The sequence below is a fragment of the Thalassomonas sp. RHCl1 genome, assembly GCF_947387555.1.
GTDB lineage: Bacteria > Pseudomonadota > Gammaproteobacteria > Enterobacterales > Alteromonadaceae > Thalassomonas.
Genome location: NZ_CANDNZ010000013.1, coordinates 1 through 18,169, shown reverse-complemented (window position 1 = coordinate 18,169; position 18,169 = coordinate 1). Strand labels below are relative to the sequence as shown.

At 44.5% G+C, this 18,169-nt stretch carries 17 protein-coding genes; 10 read left to right on the top strand and 7 right to left on the bottom strand.

The window, feature by feature from the left end; translation table 11 throughout:
• The first annotated feature begins 271 nt into the window (after positions 1-271).
• Entirely contained in the window at positions 272-811 is a 540-nt protein-coding gene (locus QL234_RS25645) for a TetR/AcrR family transcriptional regulator (protein WP_281560609.1), read from the top strand.
• A gap of 78 nt (positions 812-889) precedes the next feature.
• Here QL234_RS25645 and QL234_RS25640 read toward each other — a convergent pair whose 3' ends face one another.
• Both QL234_RS25640 and QL234_RS25635 read right to left on the bottom strand, forming a co-directional pair.
• Positions 890-1,738, bottom strand: a complete 849-nt coding sequence (locus QL234_RS25640; protein ID WP_281560608.1) for a helix-turn-helix domain-containing protein — start codon at positions 1,736-1,738, stop codon at positions 890-892.
• A 126-nt stretch (positions 1,739-1,864) separates the two neighbouring features.
• The gene (locus QL234_RS25635; protein ID WP_281560607.1) at positions 1,865-2,680 is read right to left on the bottom strand and encodes a GNAT family N-acetyltransferase; all 816 of its coding nucleotides are present in this window, start codon (positions 2,678-2,680) and stop codon (positions 1,865-1,867) included.
• 545 nt (positions 2,681-3,225) lie between these two features.
• Here QL234_RS25635 and QL234_RS25630 point away from each other — a divergent pair.
• From QL234_RS25630 to QL234_RS25620, 3 genes are read left to right on the top strand one after another with little or no spacing between them, the layout of a single operon-like run.
• Complete coding sequence (locus QL234_RS25630) at positions 3,226-3,732, top strand: heme-binding protein (protein WP_281560606.1); 507 nt, start codon at positions 3,226-3,228, stop codon at positions 3,730-3,732.
• Between the two features lie 22 nt (positions 3,733-3,754).
• Positions 3,755-4,324 carry an NAD(P)H-dependent oxidoreductase gene (locus QL234_RS25625; RefSeq protein WP_281560605.1) on the top strand — a complete coding sequence of 190 codons (570 nt, stop codon included), beginning with the start codon at positions 3,755-3,757 and terminating at the stop codon, positions 4,322-4,324.
• Between the two features lie 50 nt (positions 4,325-4,374).
• On the top strand, positions 4,375-4,896 hold the full coding sequence (locus tag QL234_RS25620) for an SRPBCC domain-containing protein (protein ID WP_281560604.1): 522 nt from the start codon (positions 4,375-4,377) through the stop codon (positions 4,894-4,896).
• Positions 4,897-4,998: 102 nt separating this feature from the next.
• On the opposite strand, the gene QL234_RS25615 is transcribed toward QL234_RS25620, so the two are convergent.
• From QL234_RS25615 to QL234_RS25605, 3 genes are all read right to left on the bottom strand, one after another.
• On the bottom strand, positions 4,999-5,283 hold the full coding sequence (locus QL234_RS25615) for a SymE family type I addiction module toxin (RefSeq protein WP_281560603.1): 285 nt from the start codon (positions 5,281-5,283) through the stop codon (positions 4,999-5,001).
• Positions 5,284-5,607: 324 nt separating this feature from the next.
• The gene (locus tag QL234_RS25610) at positions 5,608-6,972 is read right to left on the bottom strand and encodes a hypothetical protein (RefSeq protein WP_281560602.1); all 1,365 of its coding nucleotides are present in this window, start codon (positions 6,970-6,972) and stop codon (positions 5,608-5,610) included.
• Positions 6,973-6,984: 12 nt separating this feature from the next.
• Entirely contained in the window at positions 6,985-7,452 is a 468-nt protein-coding gene (locus tag QL234_RS25605; protein ID WP_281560601.1) for a type III secretion system chaperone, read from the bottom strand.
• A 134-nt stretch (positions 7,453-7,586) separates the two neighbouring features.
• Between QL234_RS25605 and QL234_RS25600 the strand changes: the two genes are divergently transcribed.
• The 3 genes from QL234_RS25600 (at position 7,587) to QL234_RS25590 (ending at position 13,594) form a co-directional block, all read left to right on the top strand.
• Positions 7,587-8,987, top strand: a complete 1,401-nt coding sequence (locus QL234_RS25600; RefSeq protein WP_281560600.1) for a S41 family peptidase — start codon at positions 7,587-7,589, stop codon at positions 8,985-8,987.
• A 405-nt stretch (positions 8,988-9,392) separates the two neighbouring features.
• Positions 9,393-10,475, top strand: coding sequence for an efflux RND transporter periplasmic adaptor subunit (locus QL234_RS25595; protein ID WP_281560599.1), 1,083 nt, complete (start codon positions 9,393-9,395; stop codon positions 10,473-10,475).
• Positions 10,472-13,594 (top strand): efflux RND transporter permease subunit, encoded by a 3,123-nt coding sequence (locus tag QL234_RS25590; RefSeq protein ID WP_281560598.1) that lies wholly within the window; start codon positions 10,472-10,474, stop codon positions 13,592-13,594. The genes QL234_RS25595 and QL234_RS25590 overlap by 4 nt, the downstream gene beginning before the upstream one ends.
• Before the next feature lie 149 nt (positions 13,595-13,743).
• Here QL234_RS25590 and QL234_RS25585 read toward each other — a convergent pair whose 3' ends face one another.
• Positions 13,744-14,511: a hypothetical protein gene (locus tag QL234_RS25585; protein ID WP_281560597.1), complete on the bottom strand. Its 768-nt coding sequence runs from the start codon at positions 14,509-14,511 to the stop codon at positions 13,744-13,746.
• Positions 14,512-14,923: 412 nt separating this feature from the next.
• Here QL234_RS25585 and QL234_RS25580 point away from each other — a divergent pair, with 412 nt between their 5' ends.
• Positions 14,924-16,093, top strand: coding sequence for a hypothetical protein (locus tag QL234_RS25580; protein ID WP_281560596.1), 1,170 nt, complete (start codon positions 14,924-14,926; stop codon positions 16,091-16,093).
• A 154-nt stretch (positions 16,094-16,247) separates the two neighbouring features.
• On the opposite strand, the gene QL234_RS25575 is transcribed toward QL234_RS25580, so the two are convergent.
• Positions 16,248-17,174 carry an AraC family transcriptional regulator gene (locus QL234_RS25575; protein ID WP_281560595.1) on the bottom strand — a complete coding sequence of 309 codons (927 nt, stop codon included), beginning with the start codon at positions 17,172-17,174 and terminating at the stop codon, positions 16,248-16,250.
• 165 nt (positions 17,175-17,339) lie between these two features.
• Here QL234_RS25575 and QL234_RS25570 point away from each other — a divergent pair, with 165 nt between their 5' ends.
• The gene (locus QL234_RS25570) at positions 17,340-17,735 is read left to right on the top strand and encodes a DUF488 family protein (RefSeq protein ID WP_281560594.1); all 396 of its coding nucleotides are present in this window, start codon (positions 17,340-17,342) and stop codon (positions 17,733-17,735) included.
• A gap of 95 nt (positions 17,736-17,830) precedes the next feature.
• A complete protein-coding gene (locus QL234_RS25565; RefSeq protein ID WP_281560593.1) occupies positions 17,831-18,106 on the top strand; it encodes a thioesterase family protein in 276 nt (91 codons plus the stop codon).
• Positions 18,107-18,169: the final 63 nt, after the last annotated feature.

Genomic DNA, 18,169 nt, shown 5'->3' with positions numbered 1-18,169 from the left:
TATCAGGTCTTTTTATTCATTAGTCTTTAAAATCAATTGGATGGCTATAAATAAAAAAATGAAAAAATTTCTCTTTTATCGGATATATGGAGCGGTTCCCTCCCCTGTCATAAATACTCGTGCAGCATTGCGGGAGTATTTATCGATAAAAATGACGATCTGCCAGGTGATAACTTCGGCTGACCAGGTTTCAGCTTTATCCAGGCATCAAGGGTGCCTGTTGTTTTTATATATCTACTGATAGATAATGATCCTTTGAAAAGAGGTGCATATGTCCAGAAGAGATGAAATTTTAAAAGTAGCCGAAGCCAGGGTCCGTACCGGCGGTTACAATAATGTCAGCCATAGGGAAATCGCCAATGAGGTTGGCATTAAAAGTGCGAGTGTGCATTACCATTTCAAAACTAAAGAAGATTTGGGCGCCGAGCTGGCGCATCAATATACCGATGCTTTTTTGCATGCCTTGGGTGAACCGGGCGATATTATCAACCAAGGTGAAAATCCTGTTGCTAAATATATCGAGTTATTCCGCAGTGCTTTGATCAAAGATCAAAAAATGTGCCTGTGCGGTTTACTGGGCGCGGAAAGCGATTGTTTGCCGGATAAGGTCAGGTTTGAGATCAAAAGGTTTTTTGAACTCAACATCGAGTGGGTTAAGCAGTCTTATGTTTTACTCAGCCCGGATGAGGCAAGTCATGCCAAGACCCGGGCAATTAAATTAATTTCAATATTGGAAGGTGCTTTGATGATGAGTAAAGCTATGGACGATATTGAACTGTTCGACTTAGCCACGCTGGAGTTAGCTGACTGACACGACGCTCTTGTTTTTCTATCGAGCTCTTTTCAATTTTCCCATTAAGCCACTTTTGACAGTGGCTTTTTATTAATTTTATTTAAACTCGTGCTGACTAATACCGCCATAGGCATCAATAGTCAGGTTGCGTTCTTTAGCATAGGAATGAGGCGTCAAACCTAGCTGACTTTTTAAGTACCGGATAAGGTGGGGTTGATCGCTAAAACCGAATTGGTAAGCGATTTCAACCCAATCAATATCATCAGTATTTCTTTGATACAAATACTCAAGCAAGGCCTCAAGTTTGTTCATCGATTGGCACTGCTTTAATGTCATTCCCGTTACTTTGTTAAATGTTCTTTCAAGTGTTCTTTGCGCGCAGTGCAATTTATTTCCCAGCTCAGAGATTGGCGTTGCACCTAATAACTCGACTGCTTTATAGGTAAGTGCACTATAACGGTCTTGTTTAAAGCTTAATAACCATGGCGATAGCACTGAATCTAGCAGCTTACAACAGTCATTAGCACTTTCTCTCGCTGACTTTAGCAGCTCCGAGGCATCAAGGGAGGGCTGCTTTATTAAATCAGATAGATTCATTGGTTCAATATAATCTAACAAAGGATGCGTACAGCCGGGAACTTCTATTGAGTAGAGCGCACCAATTCTAAATTTGACTCCTAAATGAATGAAAGGCTTAACATGATCTAACTGAAAGGTTTGCAGGTGCGGAAAAATTAAATGGCAGCCCTTACCGCTATCCGATGCTCCTGCCTTGTCATAATGATAGGCTTGATCATCAGGAGATATAATTAAATGGGCACAAGGATCAGGGTTTAATTTGGGAAACTGGAAACTTTGAGCTCCGGGCTTTTTCTCAATCAACCAGTAACATTCTACATATGCAGCGACTGTCGATGACTTTGGCGCCTGTAACCAGTGTATCATGTGTTTTCCGCTTTAAAATTAGATTGCTATATGAATAAATCACGCAGGAATAGAGTCTTTGTCATTTGCAACAAAAGAGCTTATATAAAAGTTATACAAGCTCTTTAAAGTGATCAAATTTAGTGGTTACCCAAAATGAAACTGAATGATTCGATTCTGAGACATAAACCCGGCTTTATTCATGGCCTTTTGTGCTGCAATGTTGCCACTTTCCGTTGAACATATTGCTTTTAAGCCCTTGCTTTCTGCATACTCTGAGAGAAAATTCAGTATGCTGGTTGCAAGCCCTTTCCCTCGCTCTGACTGAGCCACTATCATGCCTAAATCGGCATAGCCGCATTGAAATTCATCAAAGAGGCGGCACTCGCCTGTTGCAACCATCTTATCGTTTTGCCAATATCCCCACAGCTCTTTTCGCTTAATTAAATTTCCATAATAGCCAGTTAACCATTCTTTTGGCGCACCTATTGCTGCTATTGCAAATTCAACGAATTCATCAAGTTGCTCCTGTTGTGCTAATGTCATCTTTATGCGCTCATGCGGTGTAAAGACAATCGATTTATTTTGTTCATACATCAAAGCATTTACTTTAAAAGAAGGTGAAGTATCTAAACATAAGGATAAATATTGAGGTTCGCCAGTGCTGACAAAAGCACCTTTAATTTCTCCGATAGCCGAACTGTTACCTTGAATTATTAAGGTAAATAACTCTTTAATTTCTATATTAGCTGTTGGTGCGAGATAAAACTGCAACAAGTAACCTTCGCTGTTCATACAGCAATAACCAACCAGCTTTTCATTTTCATAAAAGCCAAAATGCGCCGACATAGGCGCAAAGCCAAAGTGCCACATACCATCAAGCGGGGCGGTCGATTGAGCAAAGTATTGCTGCTTTAGCCCATTAATTTCTTTTAAATTCGATATTTTTTGGATGTTTAACATCGCCGGAACTCCTATTATTTCAACTAAACAAAATACGCCGGTTTCCGCAAAGATAGACCGCGAACTAGGTTTCAATGGCAACAAGTTTAATGTAATTGGTGGTTGTAAATATTGAATTAAAACGACAAGTATTAATTAGGTTTGTTAAGTGAATGTATCTGGTGCAGCAGGGGTTGTCGGAAATGAAATCAAACGATTTAAACAAGGGCGATAAACTAACAATTGATTAAAAGTAGCAAGAGGAAAAGCCAATTGATAAGAAAATGTTCCTGGCGTTTATACGTACTATTGAATCAAATGAAGAAATTGAAATTATATATTGTCGCTTTTATTCAATCTTTTGGTTCATACCTGCTCTACTATCTTAATCATTAAGAATGTTGCTTCACTTTTCACGATGAACACAACCTTTAATGCAATGTCTTTGCATATTTTTAGGAAAGAACAATATTCAAAACAGATTACTTGCATGGCTAATCACAATCCACATTGCAGTTTGGTCTGTCTCATCATTTTATGATTATGGTTTTCTTATAGGAATCAAAATGAAATATACAAAACCAACAACATTAAGTGCAGTCATCGCTGCAGCCACATTAATGACTAACACGGTATATGCCAATCAGTCTTTACCCCAAAAATACACAATAACGACAGATTATGCAGAATCCATTGCTAAAGCGGCTATTGTTGAATGTAAGAAATCTAAGGCTAATCCTTCAATTTCGATTGTGAATGATCAAGGGATCTTAGTGTATTTCTATCGTGGAGATAACAGCGGCAGCAATACCGTGCATACGAGTTACAGAAAAGCATATACGTCAGCAACATTAAAAATGGCAACATCGGGACTTTCCCATATTGTTGAATCTGAAGGTTATAGTCAGTTGGGTAAAATGGAAGACGATATTCTGCTATTAACGGGGGGACTGCCAATTTTCTATGAAAATCAGCTTGTAGGTGCAATAGGTCTATCTGGTTCACCAAGTCCTGCACTCGAAGAGGGATGCGGTAAAAAAGCGCTGGAAGCGCATCAAAGTACGGATAAATAACAAATCGTTAATATATAAGCTCATGAAAAAATTACTAGTTATTTCAGGACATCCCAAATTAGAGGTGTCTTTGGCCAATAAAACGATTTTAAACCTGATAGAAGAAAAAATAGACAATGTTAAAGTTCGCAGACTGGATTCACTCTATCCCGGCTATCAAATTGATGTTGAAGCAGAACAACACAGCCTGCAAAGTGCGGACATTATCGTTTTACAGTTTCCTTTATACTGGTACTCGACCCCTGCTCTATTAAAAAAGTGGCTCGACGATGTCTTTTCTTATGGCTTTGCTTACGGTGCAGACGGTGACAAGTTAAAGAATAAAAACCTGATATTGTCATTCACGACAGGCGGACCTGAACAGTCGTATGATACTTTAGGTTACAATCATTTTCCTATTTCTGAATTAATCAAACCTTTAAAACAAACCGCTTATCTTACCCAAATGATATTGCACCCTCCCATTATTAGCCACAACATGGCGTATGTCGAAGGAGTGCGCAACACACCGGCGGGCATAGAGAAAAAAGCAACAGAACACTCTCAAAGCCTGATCAGCAAACTTAATGAAGTCATGCTGTTAGCAGGTTAGATCCTTTCTTAACTTATATCATAGTTATTATTTATTACTGGAGAATCAAGATGAATTATATCCTTTGGCCTGAAAACTATGTCCCAGGCTTTACCGATAATTTTTGCTCTAACGAAGTGATTGTTGCAGGTTTAACGGTCAAGGATGTCTGGCCGTTTTTAGTTACCCCTTCATTATGGCCGACATATTATAAAAACTCGGCGAATACGCATGTTAAGGATGATAAAGGGCCTCAACTAGCCGATGCAACTGCCTTTTCCTTTGAAACTTTTGGTTTCCCGGTTGAATGTGAGGTGGTGGAATATGTTGCTCCTGTTGACGGACAAGCAGCTCGTATTGCCTGGCGCGGCTGGTCTGGCGAAGGTGAAGGCCGTATTGATGTCTATCATGCCTGGTTACTTGAAGAGCTTTCAGGCAATCGGGTCCGTATCCTTACACAGGAAACACAACTTGGTAATCCGGCGAAAGAACTGGCTGTAACTGTGCCAAACCCTATGATAAATGGTCATCAAGCCTGGCTGGATGGCTTGGTATCGGCAGTTAAGCAAGTGAAACCAAAGTTAAGCGTTTAGCTTGTCCATCAGGATCTCATTTGTCTTAGCCCTGACGGTAAAGCTGTTGCACCTGTTTTCAGGCACAACAGCTTAGTTTATGACTTTCCATAATGTTGTTTTTTAGTTCTCGACCGAGTGGTTTACAGCAAGCTGTTTAGGCGTGATCACTATCTCTGCCTGGTTGACCCTAATATTGACCTTTTGCCCGGCAGGAAAACCGGCCAGTCTCAGCCATTTCCCCCTGAGCACCACACAAGGCTCAAGTTTGACCGGCACATAGTTAATGCCGATGCCGCGGGTTTTCGTTGCGGTATTGCAAACCGTTTCCTGTACGGTAAGTTGCCGATAAATGGGATATTTTACTTTTGCCGAGGCTGTCTCTGGCGTATGATGATATTCAGCCATGACTTACTCCTGGTTAGTTCGTTGTGGTTAGCGACCTCTGAGTGTTGCCCCACTCAGGGGTTGCGACTTAAGTTACTATCTTCTCTTTGGTAGCAACGGTTGTTATTACAACAATTCAACAATGGAATTATTGAAATAAATGCTCTCCTTTACACTTGGATCGCATTATTAAGGAAAGACCAATTCACGGTTAAATCAATAGTGAATTGGTCTTTTTTTTGGGGGAAATTTGAAGGCCCGCGGCTTAGGTGTGAACAGGCTTAACGCCAGCTATTGAGGCAGCTTTGTTGCTCGGCTAATTCCACAACATATCATTCAGGGCGCTTAAGGGCTTTCTGTTAAGATATTAACGGATTGATCACCGAGCATGGTCCTGATATTGGTCAACAATTCAGCTTTTAGCCCCTGTTGTGTTACCGTCAGGTCGTCATTGTCGGTAATGTTGGCAAATTGCAGCATCTGGGTTAAGGCCTCCTTATTACCCTTGTTGATAATATCATTGGCCAAATGACGGAAGTCGGCAAAACTCATCGGTCCCCATTCGCCATCGGAGTCATCTGAGCGGAAACTGTCAATGCTGCCGGTAGATAACTTGGAGTCTTCCCTGACCAGCTGAGGCTGCATTTGTTGATCGTCTATAGCATCATGCTCATCCATTAATTCGTGATCTTCTATATGCTGTGCCAGTTGCGACATGTTATAAGCCAGGGTATCGCCATCATGTTTCACATTTGCCATTTCCTCTATTTCTTCGGCAAAGTCGGTTTGTGCGGTATCAGTATGCAACAAGTCGTACAGAGGTTTGCTCATGGTTGAGAAGCTCGACTTTTCATTGGTGCTTTCATTGATATAGAGCACTGGCGCGTCTGCTTCTTTAAAGTGAGGCACGTCGTACATATGGCCTGAAACTGAAACAATTCTCATACAATGGCTTTCATAGCCCCCCGGAAGCACAGGAAAATCATCTTTATATTGTGCGCCGCTGTATAGTCCTTTTGCGGTTTCATTTTTAAGCATATCCCTGATTTGGGCATCGCCATTGGGGTTCGGGGCACGCTTATCCAATACCTCATAATTTTCATCATCATCCAGGGTTTTTACTAAGGTACTGTAAGGCAGCAAGTGTACACTTGGCTCTGAGCCATAAGAGTCATAAACAGCACACATACCGTGTTTATCCGGTCCTTCGACGGTAAAGGCATGGTTGACATTACCGTCGGTGGGGTGGCTCCAGCCGATACGTTGCAGTGGCAGCTCATGACCTTGGGCGGCACGGGTCAGAAAAACCAGAGAGCTGAGATTACCGCAAGTACCGCCACCGGTTCTGATCGAACCAAGGGCCTGTGCTTCACTTGATTTCAGTGAGGTGATGCCATAATCCTTGTTTACGGAAGCCTCTTTTGCTTCAACCCCGGCCATGTCAGATAATCTGACGCTGAAACCACCGGATCTGACAATATCATCGGTACGGTTTCCCACCAGGGGCACGATCGCCCGTGAAAACATATTGGCTTTCTCCCCCTGGCCCATGGCTTTAAATAATTCTGCCGATATTTTCTGGGCTTTTACTTCTTTGCCTCCATAGTTTATCTGGGCAACTTCTACGGTTTGTGTCCCTTGTATTCCCGCGTTTTTATTGGCTATCGGCGACGGCGGCGTATTTAATGACTGACGACTGATCACATCCATTTTATTTTTCTCCTATGCCATCACTGCATGAAAATTAGTCGCCAGCGGTAAATCCGGCGCCTCATCCACTTGTAGTTCACTTACCTGATTTTTTAGGCGATCGTGCCATAACAGGCTGGCTTCCAGTACGCGATCAAATACTTGCTGCAACAGGCTGACATCAAGTCCTTCACTATCTATTGCCAAACTCAAAGCAATGCTCTTTTTTCTGGGGCAGATACCTAAACTGGCACCGCCAAGTGCGTCCTGATCATGATTGGCATCCAACAGGGTTTCATAAAGCTTTAACCGGTTTTCATCATCAAGGGGAGCGATGTAGGCAAGGATCAGACAGCGCTCTTGCTGATTCAGAATGTTTATTTGCACTTTATTGTCTATGAGTAAGGCAAGGCCATGTTCATCGACAAAGTCAGCGTCCTGATAGCCAAGTTGTTTGGCAAATTGTTTGATTATTTCTTGTTGGGGTTGGTTGATCGCCATGCTGCTTATCCTAAATATTTTTATTTTTCAATACGTAGGTAACTGGAAGCGGTAGAATGTCGCAGAAAAGTATTTCAATAAAGCTCTGGTTGTGAGCAGGAATTCATATCAGAGAAAAACTTAAGAGATCTATTATGAAGTTTATTAAATTTACATGTTTCACTTCTTGTCTATTTTTATCGTTATTTTCCTTGGCAAATACCACATCAAAAAATGTCGGGCAGAAAGTTGCAAATCACTCTATTTGGCAAACCCAAGGTTATGGCTACATTTTAGAGGTTAAAGGTGATGATATTACTTTTTACGATATTACCGAGAAACATTGTTTAATCAACCATCTTGAAAGCGGCGAATATCCGAGCAGCAGTATCACTGTCGTTGAAGGGGGAGCAGAGCTTGACTGGGGGGCAATACACCCGGTGCGCCTGACACCGCTCAAAGCACTTCCCAAATTATGCCGGCAAGCGTTAATCACCAGCATTTACGATAAGAACTATAAATTTTCTGCGCCGCTAACCTTTGATGTGCTTTGGTTTACTTTTGCGGAGCACTTTGCTTTTAGTAAAGAAATAAACTGGGACTGGCAGGCAAAATATCCTTTGTGGAAAGAGAAAATAACGGCACAAATGAATGAAGCGCAATTGGCCCAAGTCTTTGAACAATTATTGGCTGAGCTGGGAGATGCGCACGCCCACCTGGAGTCAAAGGAAGGCCGTATATTGGCATCGCATAACATCAAATGGGATGATTTCAAAAAAAATAAAATAGAGATGCCATTTGCGGCGCAAAGCGAGTTTTCATCGCACTATGAATTTCATATGGGCCTGAATAAGAAACAGTCAGAGATTATTGCCAGTTACTTTATCGAGGATGTGAAACCGCAGAGGCTAAACCGCAGCTTTTTCCTGGGGCAGTTACCCAAGGAGATAAGTTACTTCAGCATCGACGATATGAGCGAGTTTACCGAAGAAGACACTGTTTTGTCTGATCTTGAAACGGTAGACAAGGTGATGAAAAAGATTTTGCCGACCTTACATAAATCAAAGGGATTAATTATCGATTTAAGATGGAATGCTGGAGGGTATGATGTTGTCTCTAATCGACTTTTGTCTTATCTCATCAACCGCCCCCTTTATATTGGCAGTAAGTCAACTAAGTTAAAAAATGGTTTTAGCCAAGCAAGAAAAATAGAGATCCAACCGGCAACATCGGAGCAATATCAAGGACCAATAGTGGTGTTAACGAGTGGCTTGACCATGAGCGCCGGTGAGATATTTTTACTAGGGCTTGCGGCAAGAGAGAATGTCACCATTATTGGCGAAGCGTCAAACGGGGGCTTTAGCGATTCGTTGCCTAAACAGTTGCCAAACGGCTGGACTTTCGCTTTATCAAATGAACGCTACCTGGATTTCGCTGGCAAAAACCATGAATATTCGGGCTATCCTGTTGCACAACAACATGAATACTTAAATGCACAAGCACTGGAAGAGAGCAGAGATTATGCGTTGGAGTCTGCGATAAAATTGCTGCAATAGGCACTTATTTTGACAATAAGCAGTGTTGTCTCCCAGCAATTCGCGTCCGTTATAACCAGGGAGCTTCTATCATCTGCAATATCGGAGTTTTTAGGTAAAAATAACGATAGTAAAACCGGCACAGAAAAAGTAAATGGCGGAAAGACAAAACACGTTAGGCTTTGTTTAACAGGAAGAAGCAAGCGTATCCGGGAAGGTGCAGGCAGAGCAGAAACCTGACAGGATAAAATTTACATAAAATACTTTATTGATAGGCACTTAGCTTGCTGAATAACATAAAATGAAGCTATTTTATATCTAGAGGACAGGAACTGAGCAATTTTGTTTTTTATCACAAAAAATGATGAATTAGCAAACGATAAGAATATAATAGCCAAATAAAAATAATTATCATTCGAGGAATGTATGCGCGCTTTTTTAATCTCAATACTGCTTTTTAACCTGGCAGTGATGACATCGGTATTTTCTTTACCCGCCCGGGCAGAGATCACCCAGGTCGATGTTGTTTACCCCAAAACCAACCAAAGTCATCAAATCTTGCAATTAACCGGCACCGTTGAGGCAAGACAAAATGCCGAACTGTCCACCCAGCAGTCGGGGCTGGTCGCAGCTCTCTATGTTGAAGCCGGGGATAAGGTAGCCAAAGGCGACAAACTGCTAACCCTTGACGATACTCTGGCACGGTTAAGCCTGGCGGAGGCCAAAGCCAGTGTTGAGGCAGGCAGGGTGGCGCAGGCCGAAGCTGAGCGTTTGTATAAAGAAGTGCTGGCCTTGTCAAAGCAAAAGGTGGTGGCAGAAACCCTGATCGGCGAACGTAAAGCCGGGGTTGCCAGTGCCAAAGCCGAACTTGCCATGCGTAAGGCCAGCTTGGCGTTGCAGCAGGAAGTGGTCAACCGCCATAGCCTGTACGCGCCTTTTGCCGGTGTTATTGCCAGCAGAAATGCTGATCTCGGCGAGTGGGTCAGCCAGCAAACCCGGGTGTTTAACCTGGTGCAGCAGCAGGAATTGCGTTTAAATCTTGCCATACCGCAGGAATATTACGGCCAGCTTATCGACCGGGAGAAGGTCGCGGTCACGGTTACCCCGGATTTTGCTGATGCCGCCGCCATTGAAGCACACTTGAGCCGCCTGGTGGCGGTAGCGAACAATCAGAGCCGTACCTTAACCGCCCATGTCGATTTACCCGCCAGTGCCAATCTGGTGGCAGGTATGTCGGCAGAAGCCGAAATCAAGTTACCGCAAAGTAAGGAAAACCTGGTCTGGCTGCCCAAGTCGGCGATCAAGCAGCACCCGGACGGCGGTGCCAGCATTTTTGCCGTGGTTGATAACAAGGCCAAACGTTTTTTGGTCAAGGTGGTCAGGCAACAAGGTGAAAAAGTGGCGGTATCGGGAGCTCCCGCCAACCAGGCCCTGGTGAGGTCGGGTATTGAGCTGATGCGCGAAGGTCATGAGCTGAAAATCAATTCGGTACAAGGCCAGCCGTTATGATAGAAGCAGCTGTAAAACGCGGTATTTTAGTTACCGTGATCGTCTTGATCACCTGTATTTTAGGCTTAGTGGCAGCGCTGAATATTCCGGTACAGATGATCCCTGACCTGGAAGTGCGCACCATCACGGTACAAACCGGCTGGCCCGGTGCGACGCCGCAGGATGTTGAAAAAGAAATCCTGATCGAGCAGGAGCGCTACCTGCGCGGCCTGCCAAACCTTAAACGTATGGTGTCGTACGCCGAAATGGGCGAAGCCACGGTCGAGCTGGAATTTCCCTTTGGCATGGACGTTAATGACGCCCTGATCCGGGTAAACAATGCCTTAAGCCAGGTGCCCGCCTATCCGGAAAATGTCGACCAGCCGCGGCTGTTTTCCAGCTCGTTCTCCAGCAATGCCTTTATGTACTTCAGCCTTAAGCCGCTCGCGGGCAACCCGTTGCAGCTGGATGTGGATCTGCTGAGGGATTTTGCCGAAGACTATATCCGCCCACGCATGGAAAGTGTGTCCGGGGTTTCAGAAATCAATGTCAGCGGCGGCGCGCAAAGGCAAATTCAGATCAAAATCGACGCCGCCCGCCTGGCCCAGCGCGGCATCAGCCTGCCCCAGGTTCGAAGCGCCATCCGTGCCCGTAATACCGACGCCTCAGCCGGTGATATTGAAAGCGGTAAAAGCCGCTATCTGCTGCGGGTGGTCGGCCGTTTTGAAGAATTGCATGAGCTGGAAAACGTCACTATCCGCCGGGAAGGCAATGCCAATATCCTGCTAAAAGATGTCGCCGAAGTTACCCTGGATCATTTTGAAACCCGCAGCATGGCCTATTCCGACGGCGAGCGTACCTTAAGACTATCGGTCAGGCGCGAAAGCGGCTCGAATGTACTCGATATCAAAGAAAAAATGCTGCCTGTGGTTGCAGAGCTTAACCAACAACTGCTGGCGCAAAATGGCCTGGAGATGGTGCTGCTCAGCGACGATGTGCAGTATGTCAAAAGCTCGCTGGAAAATGTCTGGAGCAACCTGGCCCTGGGCGCCCTGCTTGCTACCCTGGTAATGTATTACTTTTTACGCTCCGGTCGGGCAACCATGGTGGGCGTGATGGGCATTCCCATTTGTACCCTGGCGGCCTTTTTTGCCCTGATGAGCTTTGGCCGCACCATTAATGTCATTTCCCTTGCCGGGGTCGCCTTTGCCATCGGCATGACGGTGGACAACACAATTGTGGTGCTTGAAGCCATAGTGCAGGCCAAACGCAAAGGGGTGAGCAAAGCTGAGGCCGCTATCAGCGGGGTGAAAGAAGTCTGGCCGGCAGTGCTGGCGTCAACCGCGACTACGGTATTGGTGTTCGCCCCGATATTATTTGTGGTCCAGGAAGCAGGACAGCTTTACTCGGATATTGCCATTGCCATTTCCGGCGCCATTATCGCCTCCATGCTGGTGGCCATTTTTATCGTGCCGGTGGCGCTGGCGCATCTGGGTAAAAAAGAGAATTTAAGCGACAGCCGCCAGTTTGAACTGTCGAAATCCTGGCTGAAGTCGGTGCACTTTTTTACCCGCACCAAACAGCAGGCGCGCCTTTATAGTGCGGCCTTTGTACTCGGTGTTATGGGCCTTGCCTACACCCTGATGCCAGCCGCCGAATACCTGCCGGAAGGGGAAGAGCCAAAAGCCTTTTCCATGATGATAGCGCCGCCCAACTACAATTTGTCGGAAATGGAAAAAATTGCCGCCGAACTCAGAGCCCATTTTGACGGCTTTGTCCGGGTAAGCGATGAAGATTACCTGGCGGGCAACACCCGGATGCCGCCGCTTGATTATTATACTATGTCGGTGTCGGTTGGCCGCATCTGGTTTTTAAGCGCCCCGGTCGATGCCGCTTATATCAACGACATGATGACCGCCATTACCGACAAATTCAAAAGCTACCCGAATATGCGCGCCTTTTCCGCCCGCGGCTCGATTATTTCCAGCAACGACGGCGGCACCCGGGCAGTGGCGGTGGATATTGCCGGCAGCAATATCACCGAGCTCTACCAGGCGGCCGAAGCGGTTTACCAGGAAGCCGATAAGCTGTTCGACAAGCCGCAGATCAATTCAGAGCCGAGATCCCTGACCTTAGATCAGCCGCTGATTGAAATTAAGCCCCGCTGGCAGCGCCTGGCTGAATTAGAGATGGATAACGGCGATTTCAGCTACGCGGTGGCCGCCATGAGCGACGGCGCTTATGTTGACGAGTTTATTCTCAATGACGATAAGGTGGATATTTTCCTGTTCAGCGGCTCCGGCAACCGGCAAACCCTTGACGAGCTGGCGGCCACCCCTATGGTTACCCCGCAGGGAGAAATTTTGCCGCTAAACGCCCTGGCAGATCTGGTGGAAAGTAAAAACAGCAACTCGGTACGCCGGGTTGACGGTAACCGCACCGTCACGGTTTACATTATTCCGCCGCGCAATATAGCGCTGGAAACGGCAGAGCAGAAAGTACGCAACGAGCTGCTGCCGGCATTATGGCAACAGGACAAAATCGCCCAGGGCATCAAGCTCAGCATCAGCGGCGCGGCGGACCAGCTTGAAGCCACCCGCTCGGCGTTGTCGGGCAATTTTGTTATCGCCCTGGCGCTGAGCTATCTGCTTTTGGTGGCCATTTTTACCCACTGGCGTTACCCGCTGTTTATTCTGGCAACCGTGCCGCTGGGTATGGCGGGCGGCCTGCTGGGACTGGTACTGGTTAACGGCATCAACTCAGGCTTGGCCGGTATAGGGTTAAGCAGTTTTCACCAGCCGTTTGACATGATCACTATGCTGGGGTTCCTGATTTTGCTGGGTACTGTGGTCAATAACCCGATATTGATTGTCGATCAAACGCGTCGCTTTGTGATCGAACAGGGCTTTAATGTTAAAGAAGCAGTACGCCATGCGGTAGCAAAACGGTTAAAACCGATTTTAATGTCAACCGCCACTACCATCTTCGGCCTGGCGCCTTTAGTGCTGATCCCGGGGGAAGGCACCGAGCTTTATCGGGGAGTCGGCATTATCGTATTAAGCGGCATTTTGGTTTCTACCTTGCTGAGTTTATCGTTTTTGCCCGCGCTGCTGGTGGCGGTGATTAAGGATAAAAACTGAGGTTAACCGGAAGCGGCTTGCACTATTGCCTGTCTCTTGAGAGCACGTCTGACTCAAGAGTCAGGTCAGTTCATAACCAGCAAGAAAATGCCGGAAAGCCAGTTACTGGCTGTCCGGCGATGCTGGTGATTTAAACATCAGCAATCATATTAGCTGCGGCGTCTTCTGCCGTATAACATTGCAGCAAGTCCGAGGGCGAACAAAGTAACAGGCGCAGATTCAGGAACCGAGGCCGAGTCACCCCGTACTAAAAATACCCCCGCTTGGCTGTATGAAAAGTTATTGTCTAAGGTATCGTTATGGTAAAGACGGTTATCAGTACCGCTGACAAAGCTTCCGTGAAACTCTACCAAATTGTCTCCGATAGATGCTATACCGTAACTTACCGCTTCATATTGCGGGGCGGTATTGCCAAATAAACTTGTCATCAATAACCCCTGCTCTCTGGTGCCGGTGCCATAAATGACGTTTCCAGGAAAACTTGCCTGATCAAAAGTAAAATCAGTAAATAAAACATGTTCAAATAAGTTTTTTACCTCGCTTTGTTCGGCCATTCTCCAACCGCTATAAAGCGAGTTATTTGCTAAGATATCAATCGTCTGGCCAACCGACCAACCCCGCGTCACCGTTAAATCCAGCCACTCAAGGCCACTGGCATTGTCGTAGGTAATTAAACTATCTCCTGAATTGAGCCAGTCATGCTCAACTAAACCTGCAAATACCTTGGTAGACAATAAACAGAACAGCAAGCCGAAAATACGTGATTTTTTCATTACAACCTCTTTAAAAAATAAACAACTACAACTAATAATGTCATCAACACGGCAACAACATTTAACACAAGCGTTCATTAGCATTTCGCCAACAATGGCAAAGTCGCTATACAGCATACTCAATAAAAATGTATGAACTTTCATGATCTTACTAACTAGTCAGGCTTGCCTCAATTTGTTTTTTAAAGTGGCGGCAATGGTCGGATTAGACATTCAAAGACTTACTATCATAGCGGGGATAAGCGTCGGTTTTGACAATCCGGCTTTGTTGCTGCTCAGCTCGGCCGTTTCATCAATTGCCATAAACAGATTTCAATGACAATAACCATCTCAGCCACAATGCCAATCAATTGATCGCAATCAATTGATTGGTAAAGCTTTTATCAATCATAAAAATAAAACTTTTTCCTCTGGGGCAAGATGTTTATAGTACGCCGGCTATCAGGTGCGGAGGCTGTTTTCCATTACCTGAACACGGAAGATAACAGGCGGATGCGCTGAAAAGCCAGCTTTTGCCTGTATGAAGAATTGATAAAAAATAAGGATGTACCTTGCTATGAACAGCATAAAACGCAAAATTGTCCCCTCTTTACTCACGGGTGCAGCACTTTTCTCAAGTGCGGCATCGGCAGATCTGTCGGTGAATTTTAACTACACCCCCAATGCCACACTACACCAGATCACGGCGAACGGCACACCGCTGCTGCATTCCACTTGCGGCTTATATATTATCGGCGGTTTTAACAACCTGGATACGGAAGCCGATAATGTGACTTCGTGCTCAGGTCAACCATTAACGCGCCTGCTCAATCCGGACCCTAATATTAATATCCCGTTCAGACTGAATTTTGTCGAAAAATCGGGTGATCCCACGACGCTGACCTTTGATGCCACCATAGATGTCAGCAGTGAAAACCTGACATCTCTCAGCCTGCCCCTGGATGCCAGGGATGACACCTTTGAATATTTCCGTTTCGGCGGTTCATCTTATTTTAACGGCGTTTTAGGGGGAAATGGTTATGTCGAATATAAGAACCTGGACAGATATGACAACCTGATCAAAGCTTACGATATTTGCAACGGCCAGGATGTGAATATCGGCAGGGCAATCACCCATTCAAACTGGGTTGAGCTTATCTCCAAATCAAAGGGGTACACCCTGCGTTATGAAATTACCGACTCTACCCGCCCGGTGAAATTATTTTTTGTTAACCACGCTTGTTTAAAAGTAAATAACGGCGAACTGGGCTTTCATGATGTCAACAATGAAGTGCTTAATGTCAAAGGGTTTATCAAGGTACAGGAAACCGACTACTCTGTTTTTGGCGCCCCGGTAGCAACCTTTACCTCCCACTCCTTTTATCACCAAATAGGCAGACAAGAGTGGGATGGCTGGTCAGTGAGTGTTAATGACCCGTTTAACCAGTACATGGCTTATGGCCCCTATACTAACGCTATTCCACCGGGCCAGCACCAGGCAAAATTCCGTATGCAGGTGGATAACGTAACCGCAGATGATTTGACCATAGTCACCCTGGATGTTTTTGACGCCGCTAGCGGAAAAGTACTGGCATCAAAAGACATTTCAAGAAAAGACTGGGACCGCCCGTTTGAGTTTAAGGACTTTAATGTCAACTTTACCAGCGCTCCCGGCGCCACCCTTGAATTCAGGGTTGTTTACCGGGGTTACTCTTACGTAAAACTGAACCAGGTAAGCGTTTATTAAGTAAATACAGGCGGGAAAGCAAACACTTTCCCGCCTGAACTAAGCGGGTGAATTGCAGTGGTTTACTGAGCCCGGACATCATTTTAGCTGGTATCACTATGTGCTGCCGTTCATCTTTTAACTGGCAGCTATGAGCGAAAAGCGGCAGTCGCACTCATATAAAGCGTTTACTTTTTCGATATGCACTGGGAGTTATATCGAATTCTCCTTTAAACCGCCTGGAAAAAGTTGATGCATTTGAAAAACCACACCTGTCAGATATTAACTCTAAAGAAATAGGTGTGTTTTCAAGTAATCCCCTACTCTTCATTAACCGCCATTTGTTTAAATAAGCAATTGGGGTAATACCAACAAGTTTCGAAAATTTATCTGCAAATCTCGCCCTGGACATACCCACTTCAGATGCGATTGAAGATATCGTCCAGTTTTGTTGGTAATTTTCATGAATGAGAGACAAAGATTTTTTAATTTTATTGTCTCTTAAGGCATTTAAGAACGGGCTATTTTTTGTATATTCGCTTTCCCTGAATGATTGGATAAATATTATTTCTAATAACCGGCTCAAAATGCCGGCTATACCCGCTTTGCCCGATGATATTTCTGTACCAAGAAAAGTAAGTGCTGCTTTTGTTTCCTCGCTGATGCAAGCTTGGGTTTTAGTGGCAAATAAAACAGAACTTAGATTACTTAAAATAGGATGGTCGATGTCTTCATCATACTGGCAATAGCCGCAGAGTAGCTCAGTAGTATTATGTTCTGTTCCAACGGACAATTTCAGACAATTTTCATCAAGGCCATTTTTTTGAATCACATCCATTAAAGGTTTGCATAAGCTCGTTGGCTTTGCTTTGATACTTTGCGCCAGCCCATTTGGAATGATTATTAAATCTCCTTTCGATAGATGGAATTCTCCTTCGTTGGGGACTGTTATATAACAACTACCTGCTTTGACGTAATGAAATCTAACTAACCGTTTTTCATTTGGTATATCTACACCAAAATCCCCCTTAAATTCGGTGGTAAAATATAAATGGCTATTAAGCCTTAGCTCGGAAAAGATCTCTGAAACTATATCTTTCACTAACTGCTCACTCCTGAGACGATTTGTCAAATATTTGAGACTTAACCGTATATTAGTCTTAACTTAAATTGTGTCAACATAGCTTTCAAGATACAACAGGAGAGTCATTATGCTGATTGGATCTATGGTTTCGGTAATTTTGAAAAGTTAAATAGGGTTAATAGTATGGCTATTTCTATTGTGAAACTAGGAAGTAAAAGAAGTACTTGCGAAGGTGTTCGAATAGGTACGGTACGTCGGCCACCTAGAGGAGTTAAAAAAGAAAATTACGGTAAAGAAGATTGGTTTGATACCTGGTTGCCGGAATTATCTCCCTCCCCGGAATTGATGAAAGAGGGAAAGTCCGTTCAATCTGATCTTGAATGGCAAACTTTTGAAAAGAAATTCAGGAAAGAGCTCAACTCACCATCGAATATCAGGCTGTTAAATTTATTATGTTTAATGTCACGAGAATCAAACTTTTCCATTGGTTGTTACTGTGTACAAGCAGAGCGGTGTCACCGTTCAATTTTAATGAAAGTGTTTTTGGAAATGGGCGCAACAGTTGAAAACTGTAACTAGAGACTGCTTTTGAGCAGCTTATTCAATATTTAAAACAAAAACATTCCTTTTAGGAAAGGCACAAAAATATTACAGAGAAATTTAAGGAATACACTATGTTCAAAAAAACACTTTTTGCCGCTTGGGGCTATATGGATTTTAACGCTCATATGGGGAATACCGCCTTTCTCAATAAGGCTGGAGATGTCAGGATGATGTTCTTCTCTGAAAATGGTTTTCCAATGCAGGCTTTTAGAAAGCAAAGATTGGGTCCCGTTGTCATGAAAGATGAGATTGCGTACTACAAGGAAATAAACTTGCTGGAAGAATTCACGGTATCTTTGTCTTTAACAGGGCTGTCAAACGACGGCAGTCGCAGAGACTGTAAATAATTTTGTGTAACTGCCTATCACACGATACTCTAACCAGAGTTTAAGGATAGGCAGACAATGAAT